Annotated in this window: 15 protein-coding genes; 2 read left to right on the top strand and 13 right to left on the bottom strand. The window is 67.4% G+C overall.

All coding sequences use genetic code 11. The annotated features are described in order from the left end of the window. Positions 1-62: 62 nt before the first annotated feature. The 6 genes from FQS62_RS17765 to FQS62_RS17790 form a co-directional block, all read right to left on the bottom strand. Positions 63-602 carry a GNAT family N-acetyltransferase gene (locus tag FQS62_RS17765; protein WP_088479603.1) on the bottom strand — a complete coding sequence of 180 codons (540 nt, stop codon included), beginning with the start codon at positions 600-602 and terminating at the stop codon, positions 63-65. Next, entirely contained in the window at positions 595-3,720 is a 3,126-nt protein-coding gene (locus tag FQS62_RS17770; protein ID WP_208043642.1) for an efflux RND transporter permease subunit, read from the bottom strand. Before FQS62_RS17770 ends, FQS62_RS17765 begins: the two co-directional genes overlap by 8 nt. Continuing rightward, on the bottom strand, positions 3,717-4,823 hold the full coding sequence (locus tag FQS62_RS17775; protein ID WP_208043643.1) for an efflux RND transporter periplasmic adaptor subunit: 1,107 nt from the start codon (positions 4,821-4,823) through the stop codon (positions 3,717-3,719). Before FQS62_RS17775 ends, FQS62_RS17770 begins: the two co-directional genes overlap by 4 nt. Before the next feature lie 276 nt (positions 4,824-5,099). Beyond that, positions 5,100-7,163 (bottom strand): TonB-dependent copper receptor, encoded by a 2,064-nt coding sequence (locus tag FQS62_RS17780; protein ID WP_208043644.1) that lies wholly within the window; start codon positions 7,161-7,163, stop codon positions 5,100-5,102. Positions 7,164-7,234: 71 nt separating this feature from the next. Continuing rightward, complete coding sequence (locus tag FQS62_RS17785) at positions 7,235-7,666, bottom strand: DUF2946 domain-containing protein (protein WP_057499467.1); 432 nt, start codon at positions 7,664-7,666, stop codon at positions 7,235-7,237. A gap of 598 nt (positions 7,667-8,264) precedes the next feature. Then, positions 8,265-9,248: a LysR family transcriptional regulator gene (locus FQS62_RS17790; RefSeq protein WP_049447748.1), complete on the bottom strand. Its 984-nt coding sequence runs from the start codon at positions 9,246-9,248 to the stop codon at positions 8,265-8,267. A 207-nt stretch (positions 9,249-9,455) separates the two neighbouring features. Here FQS62_RS17790 and cysK point away from each other — a divergent pair, with 207 nt between their 5' ends. Next, entirely contained in the window at positions 9,456-10,415 is a 960-nt protein-coding gene (gene cysK, locus FQS62_RS17795) for a cysteine synthase A (protein WP_049447749.1), read from the top strand. 210 nt (positions 10,416-10,625) lie between these two features. After that, positions 10,626-11,225: an O-acetyl-ADP-ribose deacetylase gene (locus FQS62_RS17800; protein ID WP_049447750.1), complete on the top strand. Its 600-nt coding sequence runs from the start codon at positions 10,626-10,628 to the stop codon at positions 11,223-11,225. Between the two features lie 91 nt (positions 11,226-11,316). Here FQS62_RS17800 and FQS62_RS17805 read toward each other — a convergent pair whose 3' ends face one another. From FQS62_RS17805 to FQS62_RS17835, 7 genes are all read right to left on the bottom strand, one after another. Then, positions 11,317-12,459 (bottom strand): iron-sulfur cluster assembly protein, encoded by a 1,143-nt coding sequence (locus FQS62_RS17805; protein ID WP_088480964.1) that lies wholly within the window; start codon positions 12,457-12,459, stop codon positions 11,317-11,319. A gap of 129 nt (positions 12,460-12,588) precedes the next feature. Beyond that, positions 12,589-13,593 (bottom strand): class I fructose-bisphosphate aldolase, encoded by a 1,005-nt coding sequence (locus FQS62_RS17810; RefSeq protein WP_049447752.1) that lies wholly within the window; start codon positions 13,591-13,593, stop codon positions 12,589-12,591. A gap of 280 nt (positions 13,594-13,873) precedes the next feature. Beyond that, on the bottom strand, positions 13,874-15,340 hold the full coding sequence (gene pyk, locus FQS62_RS17815; protein ID WP_049447753.1) for a pyruvate kinase: 1,467 nt from the start codon (positions 15,338-15,340) through the stop codon (positions 13,874-13,876). Between the two features lie 174 nt (positions 15,341-15,514). Then, positions 15,515-16,168 carry an HAD hydrolase-like protein gene (locus FQS62_RS17820; RefSeq protein WP_088480963.1) on the bottom strand — a complete coding sequence of 218 codons (654 nt, stop codon included), beginning with the start codon at positions 16,166-16,168 and terminating at the stop codon, positions 15,515-15,517. Next, positions 16,165-17,340 (bottom strand): phosphoglycerate kinase, encoded by a 1,176-nt coding sequence (locus FQS62_RS17825; RefSeq protein ID WP_088480962.1) that lies wholly within the window; start codon positions 17,338-17,340, stop codon positions 16,165-16,167. Before FQS62_RS17825 ends, FQS62_RS17820 begins: the two co-directional genes overlap by 4 nt. A gap of 640 nt (positions 17,341-17,980) precedes the next feature. Beyond that, positions 17,981-19,357: a DUF3999 domain-containing protein gene (locus tag FQS62_RS17830; protein WP_049447747.1), complete on the bottom strand. Its 1,377-nt coding sequence runs from the start codon at positions 19,355-19,357 to the stop codon at positions 17,981-17,983. Beyond that, on the bottom strand, positions 19,354-22,023 hold the full coding sequence (locus FQS62_RS17835; protein ID WP_154349566.1) for a DUF2339 domain-containing protein: 2,670 nt from the start codon (positions 22,021-22,023) through the stop codon (positions 19,354-19,356). The genes FQS62_RS17830 and FQS62_RS17835 overlap by 4 nt, the downstream gene beginning before the upstream one ends. Positions 22,024-22,068: the final 45 nt, after the last annotated feature.

Raw genomic sequence — 22,068 nt, forward strand, 5'->3', positions numbered from 1 at the left:
TCGGCTTGGGCCCCGAGGGCAGCCGAGCATGGGCTCGGCTCTACAGCGGCCAGCCCGCGTCTTCAGGGCAGCTGCGTGCGTACCCGGGCGAACCGGCGCAGGTCGTGCAGGACGCCGCGCTTGTAGACCGCGCAGCGCTCCACGCCTTCTTCCTGGAAGCCGTTCTTCTCCAGCACCCGGGCCGAGCCGAGGTTGAAGTCGACCACGGTGGCCTGCAGCCTGAACAGGCGCAGTTCGTCCATTACCCACGGTGCGAACTGGCCGACCACGCGGGTCATCACGCCCTGGCCCCAGTAGGCCTGGCCCAGCCAGTAACCCAGTTCGGCGGTATGCCCACGTTCGGCCACGCCCTGCTGGGCACCGACGCTGCCGCAGGCCTGGCCGTCTATCTCGATGGCCAGGTTCAGGGTGCCGGGGGCCAGCACGCGGCCCGCGAGGAAGGCCTCGCCATCCTCGCGCGTGTACGGGTACGGAAAGCGATCACGCAGGCCCCGCGACACTTCGGCGTCGTTGGCATGGCGCAGCAGCGATTCCAGATCATCCGGGCGCCAGGGGCGCAGCTGGAAGCCGTCGCCCCGCAGCAGAGTGGTCGGATCAGGCATGGCCGCCCACCGAGGGCGATTCCGCTTCCTGCTTCTCCAGTTCGCGCTTCACCGCTTCCGGCGAGCGGGTGTAAGGGGCCAGCCGCGCGTAGAACGCCGGCACCACGAACAGCGACAGGAAGGTGGACAGGGTGACGCCGAAGATGATCACGATGCCGATCGTGCCACGGCTGGCCGAACCGGGGCCACCGGCCACCACCAGCGGAATCGCACCGACCACGGTGGCGATGGAGGTCATCAGGATCGGGCGCAGGCGCACCATCGCCGATTCGATGATCGCTTCGCGCACGGTTCTTCCGTCGTCGCGCAGCTGGTTGGCGAATTCGACGATGAGGATGCCGTTCTTCGCTGCCAGGCCGACCAGCATGACGATGCCGATCTGGCTGAACAGGTTCACCGTGCCGCCGCTCACCCACAATCCGACCAACGCGCCGAGCACGCCCAGCGGCACGGTCAGCATGATGGTCAGCGGGTGGATGAAGCTCTCGAACTGCGCGGCCAGCACCAGGTAGACCACCAGCAGGGCCATCGCGAAGGTCAGCAGCACCGCGCCGCCAGCGCTCTGGTACTCGCGCGATTCACCCTTCCAGTTCACCTGCGCGTACTGCGGCAGCTCTTCGCGCGTGACCTGCTGCGCCCAGGCGATGGCCTCACCCAGCGGATAGCCCGGCGCCAGGCCGGCGCTGATGGTGATCGAACGCAGTCGGTTGAAGCGGTTCAGGGTGCCGGCCTCGGCCACTTCGCTCAGTGTGACCAGGTTGGACAGCGGCACCAGTTCGCCGGAGGTGGCGCGCACGCGGATCGCGGCCAGGTCGGCCGGGCTGGCACGGCCATCGCGACCGGCCTGCACCAGTACGTCGTATTCCTCGCCGTTGTCGACGAAGGTGGTGACACGGCGCGAACCCATCATGGTTTCCAGCGCCGAACCGATCGCGGTGACCGGCACGCCGAGGTCGGCCGCACGCTGGCGGTCGATGTTCACCCGCATCTGTGGCCGGGTTTCCTTGTAGTCCGAGTCCGGGCCGACCAGGCCGGGATTGTCGGCCATGCGCAGCAGAATGCGGTCGCGCCACTGCGCGATCTCGGCGTATTCCGGGCCACCCAGCACGATCTGGAACGGCTGCCCGCCACTGCGCACCAGGCCGCCACCCACCTGGGTGCGCACGCGCACGCCACGGATGGTGTCCAGCTCCTTCTGCAGTTCGTTGGCGACTTCCGGCGTGCCTTCGCTGCGCTGACGCCACGGCTGCAGGAACACGCTGACGCGGCCGGTGTGCATTTCCTCGCTGGCGCCGAAGCCGCCGGGCACGCGCGGGTTGGCGCGCACGATCGGCTTGTCCGCGCCCACGTGCGGCGCCAGCAGCGCTTCCACCTGCTGCACCTGCTGCACGGTGTAGTCGTAGCCGGCGCCTTCCGGTCCATCGATCATGATCTGGAACGAACCGCGGTCTTCGGCCGGCGCCAGTTCCGACGGCAGCACCTTCATCAGCAACCAGCTGGACGCCAACGCAGCAACCATCACCAGCAGATAGATCCAGGTGCGATCCACATGATGATCGAGCACCCGCCCATAGGCACCCGCCAGGCGTTCCAGGTTGCGATTGATGAAGCCGTGCAGGCCGCGCGGTGCCTGCCCGGTATGCGGCTTGAGCAGCTTGGAGGCCATCATCGGCGTCAGTGTGAGCGCCACGAACGCCGACAGCGCCACTGCGGCGGCCAGCGCCACTGCCAGTTCGCGGAACAGGCGCCCGGTGTTGCCTTCCAGGAAACCGACCGGCAGGAACACCGCCACCAGCACGGCGGTGGTGGCGATCACCGCGAAGGCGACCTGCGCCGTACCCCGCTTGGAGGCCACCAGCGGCGGCTCGCCCAGGTCGATGCGGCGCTGCACGTTCTCCACCACCACGATCGCATCGTCCACCACCAGGCCGATGCACAGCACCAGAGCAAGCAGGGTCAGCAGGTTGATCGAGAAGTCGAACGCATACAGCGCGATGAACGCCGCGACCAGGCACACCGGTACCGTCACCGCCGGAATCAGTGCGGCGCGGAAGCTGCCGAGGAACAGCCAGATCACCGCCAGCACCAGGATCATCGCCTCCACCAGCGTGGCGTAGACGCGGTCCACGGCGGCTTCGATGAAGGTGGTGTTGTCGAACGCAACGAAGATCTGCGTGCCCTTGGGCAGCGACAGCGCCACACGCTCGGCTTCGGCACGCGCAGTGCGCGCCACGTCCAGCGAGTTGGCGGTGGAGGTCTTGACGATGCCCAGGCCGATGCCCGGCTCGCCGTTGCTGCGGTAGTACGCGCGACGCTCGGCCGAGGCCAGCTCGATCTTCGCCACGTCGCCCATGCGCACCACGTAGCCATCGCGGCCCTTGCCCAGCGGGATGGTCGCGAAGTCTTCCGGCTTGATGTAGTTGCGCTCCACGCGCAGGGTGAAATCACGGTCGGTCGACTCGATGCGCCCGGCCGGCAGTTCCACGTTCTCGTTGCGCAGCGCGGTTTCCACGTCGCCGGTGGTCAGCCCGCGTGCGGCCAGCTGGTCACGGTCCAGCCAGATGCGCATTGCATAGCGCTGGCGGCCGCCGATGCGGACCTGGGCCACGCCGTCGAGGCTGGAGAAGCGGTCGACCACGTAGCGGTCGGCGTAGTCGCTCAGCTCCAGCGTGTCCATGGTCGAGGAGACCATGTTGAACCAGATGATCGGGTCGGCATCGCTTTCGACCTTGGCGATTTCCGGCGGCCGCGCTTCTTCCGGCATGCGGTCGGCGACACGGCTGACCGCGTCGCGCACGTCATTGGCCGCCGCTTCGATATCGCGGTTGGAGGTGAACTCGATGCTGACCTGCGAGCGGCCGTTGGTGCTGCGCGCGTTGATCGTATCGATGCCTTCGATGCCGGCCAGCGCATCTTCCAGCACCTGGGTGATGCGGCTTTCGATGACCGCTGCCGAGGCGCCGGTGTAGTCCACCGATACCGAGACGATCGGCGGATCGATGGCGGGCAGTTCGCGCAGGGTCAGGCGGGTGAAGGACATCACGCCCAGCACCAGCAGCAACAGGCTCATCACCACGGCGAACACCGGCCGCTGGATGGAGACGTCGGACAGCTTCATCCGCCGTGGCCCTCGGCCGCGACCGGTGCAGCGGCGTCAGCGGGCTTTGCACCGCTGGCCGGTGCCGCATCCTTGGCCGCGACCTTCAGGCCTGCGCGCAGCTTGCCGGTGCCATCGACCACGATGCGCTGACCGGCTTCCAGGCCTTGCTTGATCTCAACCACGCCGGCGCGGCGCGCACCGGTCACCACGTCCACGCGCTCGACGCTGTCGTCGCTCTTGATGCGGTACACGAACGTGTCGCGGCCCACCTGCACCACGGCGATTTCCGGCACCACCAGCGCCGGGCGCTCGGGGCGGAACAGGCGCACGTCCAGCAGCATGCCCGGGCGCAGCGCGTGGTCGCTGTTGGCGAAATCGCCGCGCACGGTCACCGCACGGGTCGCCGGGTCGATGCGTGCGTCGATGGTGCTGACCACGCCCTCGAAGGTGCGGCCCGGCCACGCCACGCTGGTGGCGCTGACCTTGTCACCGACGCCCAGCGCGGCCAGTTCCACTTCCGGCACCTGGAAATCGATGTGCATGTGCTCGATGTCGTCGAGCGTGGCGATCACCGTGGTCGGCGTCAGCAGCGTGCCCGGGCTCACCTGGCGGATACCCAGGACCCCAGCGAACGGCGCACGCACGCGGCGGTCGCCGATATCCGCCTGCATCTGCGCCACACGCGCCTCGGCGGCATCGCGGATCGACTTCTGCGTATCCAGCGTGGCGCTGGACACCAACCTCTGGGAGGCCAGCTCGCGCTGGCGCTTGTACAGCTGGTCGGCCTCGTGGAAGGTGGCCTGCGCCTGCACCAGCGCAGCCTCCTGGGCCTGTCCGCGCAGGGTCACGATCGGTGCGCCGGCGGCGATGTGCTGGCCGCTTTCGAAGTGCACCTTCTCGACGATCTCGCTGACCTTGGCGGTGACGCTGATCGACTCGCGTGCCTTGGCCGTGCCCAGTGCCTGCAGGGTGTCGTTCCACTGCGTGGGCTGCACCACCTGCGCGGTGACCGGCACCGCTTCTCCCTGCCGACGCGCGGCGGCCTCCTGTTTGCCTGCGCACCCGGCCAGCACGGCCAGGCTGAGGCCAAGGGCCAGGGTCGAAGCGATACGAGCCAACATGAATGGTCCTGATTGATCCACGGCCGACGAGTGTAGGCAAGGGCCCGCAAAAGCGGTATGTGCCAAGCGTTTACCAGCGTGGAACCAGTGCCGTGATAGCGCCCGGAATCCGTTCCGTGCAAGGCGGGTCGTGGCGATGTCGGCGTGTGTCGAGGTGTATCCAGCCGTGCACCGCAGGCGTTGCCATCGTAGAGTCGAAGCTGCCCGGCAGAGGGCGTCGGGCGGGGACGGATCCTGGCGGGGATCCGGCCCCGGTTTTTTTTTACACCCGGCGGATCAGTACCGGTAGTTCACCTTCATCCACAGGCTGCGGCCCGGCTCGTTGATGCGCACCGGATCGGCCGGGAAGCCGAAATCGGCGCTGCCGGCCAGGTTCAGATGCTCGCTGTAGGCACGGTCGAACAGATTGTCGACACCCGCGCTGAGCTGCAGCTGCGAACTGAAGCGGTAGGCCGCATTGAGCGCGAAAGTGGCGAAGCCGGCACTCAGCCCGAGATCCTGGGCGACGACGTTGCCTTGGCCATCTGCGACACGATGCTGGTGGGTCACCGCGCGCAGCAGCGCACCGGCACTCCAGCGCTGGCCCTCCCAGTTCGCGCTCAGGCGTGCTTCCAGCGGTGGCATCTGCGGCAGCGGGCGATGCTGGTCGCGGTTCTCGCCCCAGGCATAGGCCAGCGTGCCGCCCAGCGTCCATTGTTCGGCCACGCTCACTTCCAGGCCCGCCTCGGCACCAGCGATACGCGCATCAACGTTGCTGGCCTGGCTCATGCCCATCATGCCGCTGCCGTGGTAGGTGAACAGGATGTAGTCCTGGATCTGCCCGGCATACGCCGAAACCCACGCCTGCACGCGCGGTCCCTTGTACTGCAGGCCGACGTCGAGCTGGGTGGTGCGTTCGGGCCGCACGCCGGTGAACGCGTTCACCGCGCCGGCCGGGCCATGGTTGGGCGAGAACAGCTCCCAGTAGTCGGGCATGCGCTCACTGTGGCCGAGACCGGCATACCAGGTCAGACCGTCGGCCAGGTCCTGCTCGTAGCGCAGGAAACCGCTGCCGAGCCATTCCTTGCGGCGCTGGCCCGCAGTCGGATTGGGCATGTTCCCCATCATGCCGCGGATCGATTGCCGCTCATCGCGCACGCTGGCGCGGTCAATGCGCAGGCCACTGATCCAGCGCTGGTCGGTGCCGGCGCCCAGGGTCAACTCGGTGAACACGCCATAGCGGCGGAAGTTGGCATCGGTCTCCCAGGCGGCCTGTCGGTAAGTGTCGCGGCCCATGCCCATGCGGCCACGATGGCGGCTGTCCTCGCCATCCACACCGGCCACCAGCTGCACGTCCTGCCAGCGCCACTCGGAACTGACCCGGCCGCCCTGGGTACGGCGATCCACGTTCGACGCCATCGGCATCGGCATCATGCTGTACGGGTTCGGCGTGCGCAGCGTGTAGTTGTCCATCACGTGGTCGGCCTCGTTGTAGTACACGTTGGTCTGCAACGTGTCCCACGCACCGGGAAGATTTCGTTTTTCGAAGCGCGCGGCATAGCTGGTGCGTTCGAACGCGGCACCGTCCATGCCGCGCCCGGCGTAACGCGCGATGGCATCACCGGCACCGGCGGAAATCTCCAGCAGCGTGTCGGCATCCGGCGTCCAGCCGATGGCCACGTCGCCATTCCACTTGCGCCACTTCGAGGGCACCACATCACCGTGGCCATCCTTGTAGTCGTCAGCTTCGGAACGGTTGCCGCTGGCGCGTACATAGCCGGTCGGATTGCCCAGGGTCAGGTCCAGCACCTGGTCGTTGCGGTTGCGCGAGCCAACCAGCGCACTGGCGTCCGCCCGCAGGCCAGACTCCTCGAAGCGCGGCGTATCGCGTTCGAAGCGCACGGTGCCGGCCGAGGCACCGGCGCCCCAGCGCACGCTCTGCGGGCCCTTGATGATGGTCAATCGGTCGAAGCTCTCCGGCGCGATGTAGGACAGCGGATTGTCCATGCGCGATGGGCAGGCGCCGATCAGGTTGCCATCGTTGCTGAGGATGTTCAGGCGCGAACCGAACATGCCGCGCAGCACCGGGTCACCGTTGGTGCCACCGTTGCGGATGGCGGAGAAGCCGGGAACGGTCTTCAGGTAATCGGCGCCATCACTGGCGGGTACCGGCTGCCGCGGCAGGCGCGGATCGGTCACCCAGTGCAGTGGCGACGAGGGCGCGGCGGCGGTGACCACCATCGTGTCGAGGGTACGCGCCTCTTCGGCGGGCGCAGCGTGGGCCAGCGTTGCAGCCACGGCCAGGCCAAGGGCAACCGGCAGGCGCGCGCAAGCGCCCGCGGGGCGGGAAGTCATTTTCATCGGAACAGCTCCAAGGTACGCACGCGCGCACGGCGCCGGTCAGGCGTCGTGCGGCAGATTCGATAGGGACATCAGCGAACGATGGAGAAACGCGGCGGCCCACGCGCGGCATGCGCCGGCCAGCGCAACGCGGGCAGTACCTGCTGAGACCACGGGAACACCAGGCGCGGCCGCCACAGCAGCGGCAACAGCAGCACCAGTACCGCCAGCCATGGCAGCAGGCGCATCGCCAGCACGCAGTATTCGCAGGCTTCGCCGTGCATGGCGTGGGGGTCGGGCGGACGGTCAGGCGCTACCGGTGAAGACCCGTGTTGATCGTGCCCGGCCATGGCCATGCCGTGCATGTCATGGCCCATGGCAGCGTGGTCCATGCCTGCCATCGCGACGTGCTCCATCGGCTGCGCCTGCAGCGCGCGACTGACCAGTGGCGCAAGCACCATCAGCAGCGTCGCCAGGACGGCGAGCTGGAGCAGAAGGCGCTGCGGGCGGGACAGGCGGGTCACCCCGCTAGTGTAGATGCGGGTCCAGGGTTGCTCGTGCGACGAACCGTCGCAGGAGGGGGTTTATCGGCAGGGCTTGCAGCCCTGCACCCGCTGAATCAACGTCAACGTCAACGTCAAAAGCGGGCAATCCGTGGGATGGCGGGGTGGGTCCGGTTGCGGGAGACGCCGTAAACCCGTCCCTGGGGGCTTGGCCGCGGCATCCATGCCGCGGACACTCCCGCAACCGGACCCACCCCGCCTTCGACAGATTTCTGCGATCTGTCGTAGATCCACGCTATGCGTGGATGAATCTCCATCGGAATCGAATATTTCGAGAATTGAACAAAGAGCATCCACGCATGGCGTGGATCTACCGTGTCGACCAAGGTCGACACCTACCAACAGCCGCCGGAATCTGTCAGAGGTGGGGCGGTGTCGGAGTGCGGGGTGTCAGCCGCATGGATGCGGCTGCCAAGCTTACAGGGACGTACTTGCAGCGTCCCCGCACTCCGACACCGCCCCGCCAACCCACGGAATGCCGCTTCTGCTGTTGCTGTTGCTGTTGCTGTTGCTTGAATGCCGCGGCAGGTGCAGGGCTGCAGGCCCTGCTCGACCCACCTCACACCGTGATGGTCTGGGTCAGTGACTCCCACGTCGGTGGCACCGGCCACGCCGCCGCCTGGTTGCCATCCAGCACCCTGCGCAGGTCGCGCGGATCAATCTGCGGTGCCAGCACATGCACCAGCTCCAGCGCGTAATCACGCAGCACACGGTCGCGCGGCAGCACCGCCCAAGCAATGCACTCGGTGATCGGCTCCGGGGCCGGCCACGAGCGCAGGTCTTCATCGTTGGAACTGACCGCCATCTCCGCCAGCAGGCCTACACCCAGACCGGTACGCACGTAGGTCTTGATCAGATCCGCATCGAGCGCGGTCAGTGCCAGGTCGGGCGCCAGCCCATTGGCGGCGAAGGCGCGCTGCAGCGACGAGTTCGGACGGGTCGATGACTCGTAGCTGATCAATGGCTGGCGGGCCAGCGCGGCCAGATCCGGGGCGCGGCCGGCGCGGTCCAGCGGGTGACCCTTCGGCACCACCACCAGCCGCCGCCAGCGGAACAGCGGCACCGCGATGCCATCGGTGGGCTCACCGCCGGCGGTGCTGATGATGGCGATATCGGCATCACCCTGGTTCAGGCGATCCAGCGCATCGGCTTCGCCGGCCTGCTGCAGGTGCACGCTCACCTGCGGGTAGGCCTGCTTGATCGCCGCCACCGCCGGCGGCAGCACGAAGCGCGCCTGGGTGTGGGTGGTGGTCAGGATCAGCTGGCCCTGGCTCTCGCGGCGCTGGTTGGCTGCATAGGTGCGGATGTTGTTGGCCTCGGCCAGTACCGCACGGGCGCGGGCGATGACCTCGGTGCCGGCCGGGGTAACCGACTCCAGGCTGCGGCCCTTGCGTACGAACAACAGGAAGCCAAGCTCGTCCTCCAGCTGCTTGAGCTGCTTGGACAGGCCGGGCTGGGTGGCATGCACGCGCGAGGCAGCCAGCGTGATGTTCAGCTCGGCGTCGGCGATGGCAACCAGATAGCGCAGCTGGGTCAGCGTCATGGGAGGCAGGCGGCGTGGGGCGGAGGTCCACTCTAGGGTCATTTGCCGTCACCAGCTTATAACCAAAGGTTGTTTAAGAAAGGTATCTGGTCATTTCCGGGCGTCATATGCCGGCGCTACGGTCAGCCGGCAGCCGCTGGCCTGAACAGCCAGCCCTCCCCCTTCGCCCGCCGAAACCCGGCGCGGCCCCGTTTCCGGAGCGCTTCCATGGCCCTGTACGACTCCATCCTCGATACCGTCGGCAACACCCCCATCGTCAAGCTGCAGCGCCTGGCGCCACCGCAGGTCAGCGTCTACGCCAAGGTCGAGTCGTTCAACCCGGGCGGCTCGGTGAAAGACCGCCTGGCGCTGGCGATCATCCTCGACGCCGAAGCGCGCGGGGTGCTCAAGCCGGGCGACACGATCGTGGAGGCCACCTCGGGCAACACCGGCGTGGCACTGGCGATGGTCGCCGCCGCGCGCGGCTACAAGTTCGTGGCCACCATGGTCGAGACCTTCTCGGTGGAGCGCCGCAAGCTGATGCGCGCCTATGGCGCCAAGGTGATCCTGACCCCGGCCGCCGAACGCGGCAGCGGCATGGTGCGCAAGGCTGCTGAACTGGCAGAGCAGCATGGCTGGTTCCTGGCCAGCCAGTTCGCCAACCCGGCCAACCCGGCGTATCACCGCAACACCACCGCCGCCGAGATCCTGCGCGACTTCGCCGGCAAGCGGCTGGACTACTTCGTCAGTGGCTGGGGCACCGGCGGTACGCTCACCGGCGTGGGTGAAGTATTGAAGGTCGCGCGCCCGCAGACCCGCATCATCGCCACCGAACCGGCCGGTGCCGCACTGCTGAAGGGCGATGACTGGAAGCCGCACAAGATCCAGGGCTGGACCCCGGACTTCGTGCCGGATGTGCTCAACCGCGATGTGGTGGATGAACTGGTGACGGTGGAAGATGACCGCGCCATCGCCACCGCACGCCGACTGGCTGCGGAGGAAGGCATCTTCGTCGGCATCTCCGCCGGCGCTACCGTGGCCAGCGCACTGGACGTGGCCGCACGTGCCGAACCGGGCTCAGTGATTCTGGCCATGCTGCCGGACACCGGTGAACGCTATTTCTCCACGCCGCTGTTCGCCGATGTGAATGAGGGGTCCGACGACGACTGGCTGGCCGGCCTGCCATAAGAGCCGGGGTCGGCTCCCTTTTCCGCAGGGGAAGGGAGCCGCCCTCCTCCGCTTCAGCCTGCGTGAAGGCGTCGCCCGCCATCGTGCGTGAAGACCGTCGGATCGCAGCGCGTGAGACGGTCATGACGCAGTATCGATGCCCTGTCCCCTACCGTGGGAACAGCCGGCGCAGATGCTGCGCGGATCACCTCACAGGCAGGAGACGGACGCATGAAGATCGAAGTTTGGCAGGGCGACATCACGACCCTGGCGGTGGATGCGATCGTCAACGCGGCCAACGAAACACTGCTCGGCGGCGGCGGGGTGGACGGCGCGATCCATCGTGCAGCGGGCCCCGCATTGCTGGCCGAATGCGAGGAGCTGCCGGAGCTGCGCCCGGGCGTGCGTTGCCCGACCGGCGAAGTACGCGCCACCAGCGCTTACGCTTTGCCTGCACGCTATGTACTGCACACGGTGGGCCCGGTCTGGCATGACGGCCAGCGCGATGAACCGGCGTTGCTCGCCAACTGCTACTGGAAGTCGCTGCAGCTGGCCGAATCGCTGGGTGTGCAGTCGATCGCGTTCCCGGCCATCAGCTGCGGCGTATACGGCTATCCGCTGTACCAGGCCGCGCAGATTGCAGTGACCGAAACACTGGCGTGGCAGCGCAGCCATGCACAGCCGATGCGCATCGTGCTGGTGGCGTTCAACACTGCCACGGCGAAGGCTTACCAGCAGGCGTTGAGCGCCGCCGGGCAAAGCGCGGACAACGAACCGCGCGCGTCGATGCTCCCGCCTCTGGGCGATGCGGGCTTCGCCGCTGCGCACTGAACCGCAGCGCGGAAGGTAGAAGAAAAGGCCGGGCATTGCCCGGCCTTTTCCGTTGCAGCCTTGATGTCATCCACGCTGCGCGTGGACCACCTCAACGGCTGGCAGCTTCCACCGCCGCAGCGTCATCGGCCACGGCGGCGGCATCGGCCGCAGCGCGGGCCGCAGAGGCCACAGCACCGTCAGCGCTGGCCCCATCCACCTGCACGCGCACTTCCACCATGCCTGCGCCATTGTTCAGGCTGGAAACGTCGACAGTGTAGTGACCGGCCGGCAGGGTCTCCTCCAGGCGCGAGTTGGTACCGTTGCCACCGTCATCATCGGTCAGCTCGACGTCGCCGCCGACCACGCGCAGCACGGTATCGACCTGGCTGGAAATCGCATCCAGGCGCACGTCGGCCGGGCGGTCCAGGGTCAGCAGGAAGCGGCGGCGGCCATCGTTGTCGAGCATCGTGTACACGCTGCCCGACTTCGGCAGTGCAGTGCCATCGCGCTCGACCAGATTGCCGGGCAGCTCGATGCGGTTGGCCGACAGGGTGAACATGCCGTTGACGCCGTCGCCCAGGCCGCGCGCGGTCAGGGTGTACTTGCCCGGCTTCAGCGACAGGGTCAGGCGCGAGTTGGTGCTGTCCCCGCCATCGTCATTCTCGGCATCCACGCCCTGGCCCGACAGCTTCAGCACCGGATCGAAGACATCCGACACCAGGCGGATCTCGTACAGGCCGGCCTTGTCGACCTGCAGGGTGTAGTCCTGGGAACCACCGGCCAGCATGTCGACGATCTCGCCACTGCCCGCGAGCGGCTTGCCGTCGTACGGCACCAGCTTCTCGGCGCGCAGGCGGTACGGACCGTAATCGGTCGAGCCGTTGGCGTTAACCGCCACCTGGTAGGTGCCGCCACCGTTGGCACGGAAGGCAAGCGAAACGTCGCCTTCGCGCTCGTAGCCGGTGTTGCTGCTGGCCACCAGGCTGCCGTTGTTGAACACGGCGATCGAGCCGCTCAGCGAACCGGTCAGCTTCAGCCCGACCAGCTGCTTGTCTTCCAGCTTGATCTGGTAGAGCTGGTGGTGGCTGCCGTCGTTGTAGTTGATGCCGCTGCGCGAGGTGATCTCGCCGGACACCGGCTTGTCGAAATCGAGCGACGCGGCCTTGCCTGCGTCACCACCGCCACCGAGACGGTTGCAACCGCCGGCGACCAGGACCGTGGCGACGGCCAGTGTGAGTGCTGCCAAACGCATGTTGTTTCTCCTTGGCCTTCCATGTGGTTCCCGCGTACCGGCCGGGCACGCGGGGGCGGAAAAGATACCCGCAAAAGCAAACGCCGGCGTAAAGCCGGCGTTGCCCTGTTCATCCTGCAAGGGGACGGATCAACCGTTCCACTTGCCCAGCGCAGCCAGGCCGTTGTCCTTGGCGCGCTCGTACACGGTCTTCTGGGCAGCGGCGTAGTTGCCCTTCATGTCCTTCGCCCACAGCTTCAGCGCGGCCTGCTGCATGGCGCGGCCGTAGGAGAAGCTCAGCGGCCACGGCAGGTTGCCCAGCTGGTTCATCGCGTTCAGGTGCTCGGTGGACTGCTCGTCGCTCTGGCCGCCGGACAGGAACACCACGCCCGGCAGGATCGCCGGCACGGTGCTCTTCAGGCACATCACGGTCGACTCGGCCACTTCCTCGACGTCGGCCTGCTCATCGCAGTTCTTGCCGGAGATGACCATCGACGCCTTCAGGATGGTGCCTTCCAGCAGCACGTTCTGCTGGTACAGCGCGTCGAACAGCGAACGCAGGGTGGCTTCGGTGACTTCGTAGCAGGTCTCGATGTCATGGTCGCCGTCCATGATCACTTCCGGCTCGACCATCGGCACCAGGCCGCATTCCTGGCACAGGGCGGCATAACGCGCCAGCGCGTGTGCGTTGGACTCGATGCAGGTACCCGACGGAATGCTCTCGCCGATGTTGATGACCGCACGCCACTTGGCGAAACGCGCGCCCAGCTTGTAGTACTCCTGCAGGCGCTCGCGCAGGCCGTCCAGGCCTTCGGTGACCAGCTCGCCCGGGCAGCCGGCCAGCGGGTGCGCACCCTTGTCCACCTTGATGCCCGGAATCATGCCGTGGTCAGCCATGTACTTGGCGAACGGCACGCCGTCCTTGGTCGACTGACGGATGGTTTCGTCAAACAGGATGGCGCCGGAAATGTGCTCGTTGAGCTTCGGCGTGGTCAGCAGCAGTTCGCGGTAGGCACGACGGTTCTCCTCGGTGTTCTCGATACCGACGCCAGCGAAACGCTTGGCGATGGTAGCGGTGGATTCGTCGATCGCGATGATGCCCTTGCCCGGGGCAACCATGGCCTGGGCGGTTTCAGCCAGCTGTTCGATGCTCATGTACTTCCTGTGGCGGGTGCGGGAAAAACGTAAGTATAGCCCCGCTACCCGTTGCCTCGACGTGGAGGCCAGGCTGGAAACGATTCCAATGTCCGCGCAGGACAATCATTGACCCATGCGGACTGAGCGTGGGTACCGCGCAAAACCCGGATCCCGGGACGAGTGCCCCCTGAGTCAGGGGGCGGCCGCGCAGTGGCGGGGGTCCGGATGCTGGTAGGAAGGGGCCCACCATCTGCACAGCAGATCGTGGGGCGACAGCGCGCATGCGATGGCGCGTACCTTACAGATCACCCAGCCCAATGGCGCGGCCGTCTTCACCCACTTCCAGCAGGCGCAGGGTATTGGTGGCACCGTGGGTTTCCATGTGCTCACCGCTGGTGAACACGACGCGGTCGCCGGCCTGCAGCAGGTCGGCTTCCACCAGCAGGCGGATGCTGCCACGCGCCGCTTCGCGCGGGGTCAGGCCACGACTGTCGAAATTGATCGGATAGACGTCGCGCATCAGCGCCATCTGCCGACGTGCGCCGTCATGGCGGGTGACCGCGAACACCGGCGCCTTGGCGCGGAAACGCGACAGGTAACGCGCAGTGCCGCCGGATTCGGTCATCGCCACGATCGCGCGCACGCCCACGTGCTGCGACAGGAACATGGTGGCCATGGCGATGGCCTGGTCGGCACGTTCCAGGTTGCGCGGCGAAGCGTTGAAGTCGGTCTCGGTCTGGAACTGGCGCTCGGCACCCAGGCAGATGCGTGCCATCGCTTCCACGGCCTTGACCGGGTAGGCACCGGCAGCGGTTTCGGCCGACAGCATCACCGCGTCGGTGCCGTCGATGACCGAGTTGGCCACGTCCAGCACTTCGGCGCGGGTCGGGATCGGGCTTTCGACCATCGACTGCAGCATCTGCGTGGCGGTGATCACCACCTTGTTCTGGGCCAGCGAGGCCTTGATGATCTTCTTCTGCAGGCCCGGCAGTTCGGCGTCGCCGATTTCCACGCCCAGGTCGCCACGGGCCACCATCACCACGTCGCTGGCCTCGACGATCTCTTCCAGGTTCTCGATCGCCTCGGTACGCTCGATCTTCGATACCAGCGCAGCATCGCAGCCATGCGAGCGGGCGATGTCACGCGCATCGTTCATGTCCTGCGCGTTGCGGCAGAACGACACGGCGATGAAGTCGACACCGATCTTGGCGACGATGCCGATCAGCTCCTTGTCACGCTCGGTCAGCGCGCCCAGCGAGAGGCCGCCGCCCTGCTTGTTCAGGCCCTTGCGGTCGGACAGCACACCGTCGTTGAGCACGGTGTTGATGATGCGCTCGCCCTGCACCTCCACCACCTGCAGCTGCATGAGGCCATCGTCCAGCAGCAGCACATCGCCCGGGCCCACGTCCTGCGGCAGGCCGAGGTAGCTCACGCCCACCTGGGTCGTATCGCCGGGACCGGCGTTGGAGCTGGCGATCAGGTCGAAGCGGTCACCCGCCTTGAGCTGCACCTTGCCTTCGGCGAAGCGTTCGATGCGGATCTTCGGGCCCGGCAGGTCGGCCAGGATGCCGACCTCCACCCCCACGCGCGCAGCAGCGGCACGCACTTCGGCCGCACGCTTGGCCTGGCCGGACGGATCGCCATGGCTGAAGTTCAGGCGCACCACGTTGACGCCGGCGCGGAACAGATCCTCCAGCACGCCCGGCGGATCGGTGGCCGGACCGAGGGTGGCAAGGATCTTGGTGCGACGCTGACGCTCGAACATGGTGAAGGGGCCTCTCCCGTTAAAGAACGGAAATTAGCACATCCTTCACGCCCCATGTATACGGTTACAGCCTTGTGCTGCCTGACTCCGCGGGTCATGGAACGGACATGGTCCGGACATACGCTGGCGCAGGGAGTTCTGTGGAGCCGAGCAAGGGCTCGGCTCCACAGGAGACTAGGCCAGCAGCGTTTCCAGCTGTGCCGGCTCACGGGCGAGCTGGCCAGCACCGGCGGCAGTGAGTTCCTCCTCACCGCCAAAGCCCCACAGCACGCCGACACTGCGCAGGCCGTGGTGGCGTGCGCCTTCGATGTCCATGCGGCGGTCGCCGATCATCCAGCACTGCGCGGGCTGCACCTGCAGCCGACGCAGCGCCTCACCCACCAGTTCTGGCTTGTGGCTGCGGGAGCCGTCCAGGGTGGAACCGACGATCTCCTCGAATAGCCCGCCAAACGGCAGGTGGGCGAGAATGCGGCGCGCGTGCGGCTCGTTCTTGGCCGTGACCACCGCCAGGCGGTGGCCACGACCATGCAGCGCGCGCAGGGTGTCTTCCACCTGCGGGTACACCGTGTGCTCGCGCCAGCCTTCGACGTCGAAGCGCTCACGGTAGTAGCCCACCGCCTGTTCCACCCGCGCCGGTTCGCCGAACAGCGGCGCGAAGGTAGTCCGCAGCGACGGACCGATCCAGCCCAGCAGCGTCTCCTGCGACGGCACCGGATGGTCCATCTTCTGCAGCGCATAGGCGATGCAGGCGGTGATGCCCACCTGCGAATCGATCAGCGTGCCGTCCAGGTCGAAGAACAGGACATCCTTGCTGCGGTCGGCACTCATGCGCCGCGCGCGTCGAGGGCGGCGACCGCCGGTAGGGTCTTGCCTTCCAGGAACTCCAGGAACGCACCGCCACCGGTGGAGATGTAGCTGACGTCCTTGGCGATATCGAACTTGTCGACCGCCGCCAGGGTGTCGCCGCCACCGGCGATGGAGAATGCCGGCGAGCTGGCGATGGCGCGAGCCAGCGCTTCGGTGCCCTTGCTGAAAGCTTCGAACTCGAACACGCCGACCGGGCCGTTCCAGACCACGGTGCCGGCCTTCCCGATCAGCTGCGCGTACTGCGCAGCGGTCTGCGGGCCGATGTCCAGGATCAGGTCGTCCTCGGCAACGGCGTCGACCGCCTTCACTTCGGCAACAGCATCCGGCATGAACTGCTTGGCGGTGACCACGTCGACCGGCAGCGGAATGTCGGCGCCACGCGCCTTGGCATCGGCCACGATCTTCTTCGCGGTGTCCAGCAGGTCCGGCTCGTACAGCGACTTGCCGACGTTGTAGCCAGCGGCAGCAATGAAGGTATTGGCGATGCCGCCACCGACGATCAGCTGGTCGACCTTGCCGACCAGGTTGGCCAGCAGTTCCAGCTTGGTGCTGACCTTGCTGCCGGCGACGATGGCCAGCAGCGGCTTGGCCGGCGCATCCAGCGCCTGCGCCAGCGCGTCCAGTTCGGCCATCAGCAGCGGGCCGCCGGCAGCAACCGGGGCGAAGCGGATGACACCGTGGGTGGAGGCCTGCGCACGGTGCGCGGTGCCGAAGGCATCCATCACGAACACATCGCACAGCGCCGCGTACTTCTTCGACAGGGCTTCATCGTCCTTGCCCTCGCCGACGTTCATGCGGCAGTTTTCCAGCAGCACCAGCTGGCCGGGCTGCACGTCGACACCGTCGACCCAGTCACGCACCAGCGGGACCTCGCGGCCGAGCAGCTCGGACAGACGCTGGGCGACCGGCGCCAGCGAATCGGCTTCGCTCCACACGCCTTCCTTCGGGCGCCCCAGGTGCGAGGTGACCATCACCGCCGCACCCTGCTCCAGCGCGCGCTTGAGCGTCGGCAGCGAAGCGGTGATGCGCTGTTCGGAGGTGATGCGGCCATTCTCGATCGGCACGTTCAGATCCTGGCGGATCAGCACGCGCTTGCCGGAGAGGTCGAGGTCGGTCATGCGGACGATGGACATGGGCAACTCTTTGGCTCAGGGACGGGATGCCGGGCTACGGCAGACGGCCATTGTATCGGGTGGCGATGCCTGCGGCAGGCAGAGGCGTACGGCAACAGCGAACTGCAACAGCCAAAGCGCTGGCGCTTCTTGGTGCTGAGGGTGAGCCGGGGTGCTGTGGGATGGCAGGGGACGCCATAAACCCGTCCATGGGGGCTTGGTCGCCGCATCCATTGCGGCTCACACCCCTGCCACCCCACACCGCCCCGGCCTCGACAGGTTCATGAGGCGGAGCGGATGGCAAAGGCAGGAGCAAGAGCGGCTTCTGATGTCGGAGAAACTGTAGAGCCGAGCCCATGCTCGGCTGGGTCTACCGCGAACAGCAGCCGAGCGTGGGCTCGGCTCTACAAGAAGCGCCCAGCGAAGCTGCATTGCTTTTGCTCTTCTTTTTTCTCTTCCGTGGGTGGACGCAACCGGAAACTGTCAGAGGCCGGGCGGGGTGGGTTCGCGGGGGTGTCAGCCGCATGGATGCGGCTGCCAAGCCTACAAGGACGTACTTGCGGCGTCCCCCACGAACCCACCCCGCCCGGCCAAGCGCGGCTTTTGCTTTTGCTTTGCACGACCAACCCCACCCACGAGGGGCTGCGCCGTTCGCCGGAACCTACGCCGAAGGCGCCGGCTTCTGCCGCAGCAGGCTGACCGCCAGGCCGCCAACGACCAACACACCCAGCCCCAGCAACGCCCACAGCAACCACGACTTCCAATCGTGCTGCGGTTTCAGCGCCGCGTCGCCGGCCAGCGGCTCCGGGCTGCCTTCCAGGCGGGCCAGCGTCGGCTGCCACGACGGATCATTGCGCTGTCGCAGTTCCTCGATCAGCACACCAATCGGCGCTTCCATGCGGCGCGCGGTCGCGCTGCCCACCGCCAGTGCATACGGCGCTGCACCCTGGCTCAGGAACACCAGTACTTCCGGCTGATAGCCCAGGCGCAGGGTCGGTGCGGTCGCAGTTTCCGCCGGGTTTGCCACCAGCTTCCAGTAGCGGTCGCGATGCACGCCGCCCAGCGGCTGGGCCGCTGATTGCTGGCGCTGGCCCTGCGCGCCCTGCTGCAGCTGGTAGGCAATCCACGGCGCACTGCGGCGCTGCCACTCTGCACTCTCGTCATCGCGACTGAACAATGTCCACTGCACCAGGCTGTTGTCGGTGCTGGCCACGTCGGCACGCGCCGCCGGGAACCGGCCATCCATCTCGAAGGTGTACTCGCCCTTGCCCTTCGAGGTCGGTTCCAGCGACAACCACTCCCATGGCAGTGTGGCCGGTGCCGGCGGCAGCTCGGCCAGCACACTGCGCAGCGTCGGCAGACGCGCATCGCCCTGTGCCAGTACGCGCAGGTAGCGTGCTTCGCCATTCACCTGCAGCCGGCGCTGCAGCAGGCGCTTGCCGGCGCGCTGCAGGTCCACCAGCGGAATGTCACGCCCGACCGCGCGCCAGTGCTGCAGATCGTCGCTGGCATCCAGCTGCACCTGCGCCTGCAACGGCTGTCCGCTGTCAGCCCAATCCAGCACCAGTGCCGCCAACGGTTGCTCGCCGAGCACGCTGGCATCGATCAGCCAACCACCCTGCCCGTTCGTTGCCGCACCGCCGCTCACGCGTGCTTCGACGCGACGGACACGGCCATCGGTATCGCGCTCGGTCAGCAATTGCAGATCGTTGCGCTGTGCTTCGGCCAGCGGCGGCAACGCGAACCACGGCAGCTCACGCTGCACGGGCGGCTGGGCCAGCGGCTGGTCCGGCGCCAGCAATGCCGATGGCAACGATTGGCCGGCGGCGTTGAACACCTGCAGGTCACCCAGGTCTGCGGCACCTGCACGGCGATAGATGGCCGGCTCCAGAACCACCCTGTATGCACCGGACTGCGCGCTGGACAGCGTCAGCGGCCACTGCTCGGCGTACTGCGTGCGGTAGTCGGCAGCCTGCACCGCCACGGCGGCCAGCATGCCGAACATCGTCGGCAGCAGCGCCCTGCTCCACTTCCTCATTGTTTTTCCTCCACGGACGGCGCCGCGCTGGGCGGTGCCGGTGCCAGATAACCCACGACCGTGCACAGCAGGCCGTAGGCAATGAACGATGCGATGCCCAGCAGATTGCCCAGGTGCTGGCGATCGACAATGACCAGTTTGGCCAGTACCACGCCCATCAGCACGGCACCGACCATCCACAGCACGCGCTGGCCACGGCGCGATCCCCACACCCAGGCAATCACGCCGAGCACGCTCCACAGCACGGTCAGGCTGGTCTGCGCCAGGCTGAAGCGCATCATCGACACATTCCACGACAGCCCGCCCCACTGGTGCACGCCATGCAGCACAACGCTGGTCAGCGCGACGAAGGTTGCCAGGGACAGCAGCGGCATGCGGATGTTCAGCAATGCCTGAGGTGCCTGATCGCTGTACAACCAGCGCGCCAGAAGCAACAGGCTCAACCATTGTCCGACCTCGGCCGGATTCAGCACCGGCAGCCACAACAGCGGCGCGGCGTCGCCCGGCAGCAGCTGGCCGAACAGCCACCCCGTCGACAGCAGCCCGAACAGCACGCACTGCAGCGGCTGGCGCACGCTGTCGAACGCTGCACCCAGCGGCCAACGCAGTGCATTCCAGCGCCACAGCGACAGCGCCGCCATCAGCAACCACGGCAGGGTCACCAGCAGCGTCGTCCAGCCCTGTGCCAGATCGGCCTCGCCACCGCCCCACAGGGCCAGCAGCGAAAGCAGCGACGGCCACAGCAGCCACCACAGGAACTGCGCGATGCGCGCCACCGTGTCGCCCCCCTGGCGCAGGCACAGCAGCGTGCGCACACCCAGCACCGCGAACACCGCCCAGGCCAGCGCACCGTAGCCGGCGAACGGCTGATGGTGCGCATCGCTCTGCAAAAGCGCCAGCGGGAAGCCCAGCGCCAGCATCGCCAGCGCGGTCACACCCAGTGCGCGCGCCGGCTGGCGGCGCTGTACTTCGGCGGCCAGCCATGCGGTGATGGCAGCCAGCACCAGCAATGCATCCCCTTCGGTGCGGTACGGGAAGAAACGGGTGATCTCATGCACCAGGCCACCCAGCCACCACAGCAGGCCCCACAGGTAGTAGACCAGGGCAATCTCGATGCGTGACCTGCGCTGGTAGCTCCAGGCCGACGCGAAGCCAGCCAGGGCCAGCAGCAGCGCGCCGATGGCAGTCGGGTTGATCAGGAAGCGCAGATCCTCATGCCAGTGATCGCCGCCGGCCACGAAGGCGAACGCAGCGCCGATCTGCAGCAGCGCACCGGACACCTGCGGCAGCCAGCGCTTCTGGCGCAGGCCCAACCAGGCCAGGCCGGCGCCTTCCAGCGCAAAGACCGCGCCGGTGGCGCGCGCCGACAAGGCCAGCGGCACCGCCAGCGTGGCGAAGCCCACCGCCAGCACCGCATGCGACTGCGCCAGCACGGTGTACGACGCACGCGCGATCAGCGCCCGCGCCAGCACCGCATAGATCGCCGCCAGGCCCAGCGCGCATAGCGCCAGCGTCATCGGCTGCTCGTGCAGCATGCCGGCCTGCAGCGAGAACGCGACCAGCGGCGTGCCGAATACCAGACTGCCGTCGACCAGGTCGCGTCGCCCGGCGGGCTGCCGGCGTGCGTACAGCAGCGGGATCAACAGGTAGAAGGCGAAGAACAGCAGCAGGAACGGCTCGGTGCTGCTGAACTTGTCCGGCGCGTACTGCAGCACGCCCCAGAACGTACCGATGCCGAAGGTAAAGGCGAAGCCAAGCAGGTTCAGCGCTCGCCATGGACGGAACCATGCGATGGCGAAGATGCCCGCGTTGAGCACCGCGTAGTAGCTGAACAACCCCACATGGTTGCCACTGCCGGTGGACAGCCACAGCGGGGCCATGAAGCCTGCCAGGATGCCCAGTACCGCCAGCGTGCGCGAGTTCTGCACCACCGCCAGTACACACAGCCCGGCCACCAGTGCAATGGAGCTGACGAAAGCGAAGCCGGGCGGAATCAGGTCGAAGCGTTTGAACGCCGCGAAGATGGTCAGCAGCAGCACGCCGATGGCGCCGCCCTGCAGGGCCAGCGCGAACAGGCGCCGGCGCTCGCGCTGGTGCCAGCCGAACGCCAGCAGGCCCAGTGCGGCTACGGTGACGCCGGCCAGGCGCAGCTCGATCGGCAGCACCAGCCAGCCCTGGTCACTGACGTACTTCAACAATGCGGCGACACCGGCCAGCAGCACCAGCATGCCGATCTTGACCGGCACGTTGCCTTCGGTGAACCAGCGTTTGACCGCGCCAATGCCGCGCTCGATGAAGTTCGGCAGCGCCGGTTCGGAAGGCAACGGCGGCTGCATCGGCGCGGGTGGCACCGGCGGTGGTGCGATCGGGCGCGGCGCCTCCGCTGCCGCAGGCACCGCTTCGCGCACCGGCGGCGTTGGCTGAGGCGGTGCAGCAGCCGCCACCGGCCGCAGGAACGGTGGATCGGCACTGGCTGCGGGCGTGACCACCGGCCGTTCAGGCGCGGGCGTGGCGGCGGCCGGCTTGGCAGCGACAGGCGCAGCGGCCATCGCGCTTTCCAGCGCGGCGACGCGGCGGCGCAGGCCGGCAATCATCACCAGCGCCACCACCAGCAGCAGCGGGATGGCCAGCAGGACCAGTACGACCAGGGCTATCAATGCTTCCATTGCGTGCTTCCATTGCGTTCCCGCGCCCCAGCGGCGGCGGTCGAC

This window comes from Stenotrophomonas sp. SBJS02, from assembly GCF_020428325.2.
GTDB lineage: Bacteria > Pseudomonadota > Gammaproteobacteria > Xanthomonadales > Xanthomonadaceae > Stenotrophomonas > Stenotrophomonas africana.

Coding starts and splice junctions, on each gene's coding strand:
- FQS62_RS17765 (WP_088479603.1), bottom strand. CDS start 602: ATGCCTGATCCGACCACTCTGCTGCGGGGCGACGGCTTCCAGCTGCGC.
- FQS62_RS17800 (WP_049447750.1), top strand. CDS start 10,626: ATGAAGATCGAAGTTTGGCAGGGCGACATCACGACCCTGGCGGTGGAT.
- FQS62_RS17770 (WP_208043642.1), bottom strand. CDS start 3,720: ATGAAGCTGTCCGACGTCTCCATCCAGCGGCCGGTGTTCGCCGTGGTG.
- FQS62_RS17775 (WP_208043643.1), bottom strand. CDS start 4,823: ATGTTGGCTCGTATCGCTTCGACCCTGGCCCTTGGCCTCAGCCTGGCC.
- FQS62_RS17825 (WP_088480962.1), bottom strand. CDS start 17,340: ATGTCCATCGTCCGCATGACCGACCTCGACCTCTCCGGCAAGCGCGTG.
- FQS62_RS17830 (WP_049447747.1), bottom strand. CDS start 19,357: ATGAGGAAGTGGAGCAGGGCGCTGCTGCCGACGATGTTCGGCATGCTG.
- FQS62_RS17835 (WP_154349566.1), bottom strand. CDS start 22,023: ATGGAAGCATTGATAGCCCTGGTCGTACTGGTCCTGCTGGCCATCCCG.
- FQS62_RS17810 (WP_049447752.1), bottom strand. CDS start 13,593: ATGAGCATCGAACAGCTGGCTGAAACCGCCCAGGCCATGGTTGCCCCG.
- pyk (WP_049447753.1), bottom strand. CDS start 15,340: ATGTTCGAGCGTCAGCGTCGCACCAAGATCCTTGCCACCCTCGGTCCG.
- FQS62_RS17790 (WP_049447748.1), bottom strand. CDS start 9,248: ATGACGCTGACCCAGCTGCGCTATCTGGTTGCCATCGCCGACGCCGAG.
- FQS62_RS17805 (WP_088480964.1), bottom strand. CDS start 12,459: ATGCGTTTGGCAGCACTCACACTGGCCGTCGCCACGGTCCTGGTCGCC.
- FQS62_RS17820 (WP_088480963.1), bottom strand. CDS start 16,168: ATGAGTGCCGACCGCAGCAAGGATGTCCTGTTCTTCGACCTGGACGGC.
- cysK (WP_049447749.1), top strand. CDS start 9,456: ATGGCCCTGTACGACTCCATCCTCGATACCGTCGGCAACACCCCCATC.
- FQS62_RS17780 (WP_208043644.1), bottom strand. CDS start 7,163: ATGAAAATGACTTCCCGCCCCGCGGGCGCTTGCGCGCGCCTGCCGGTT.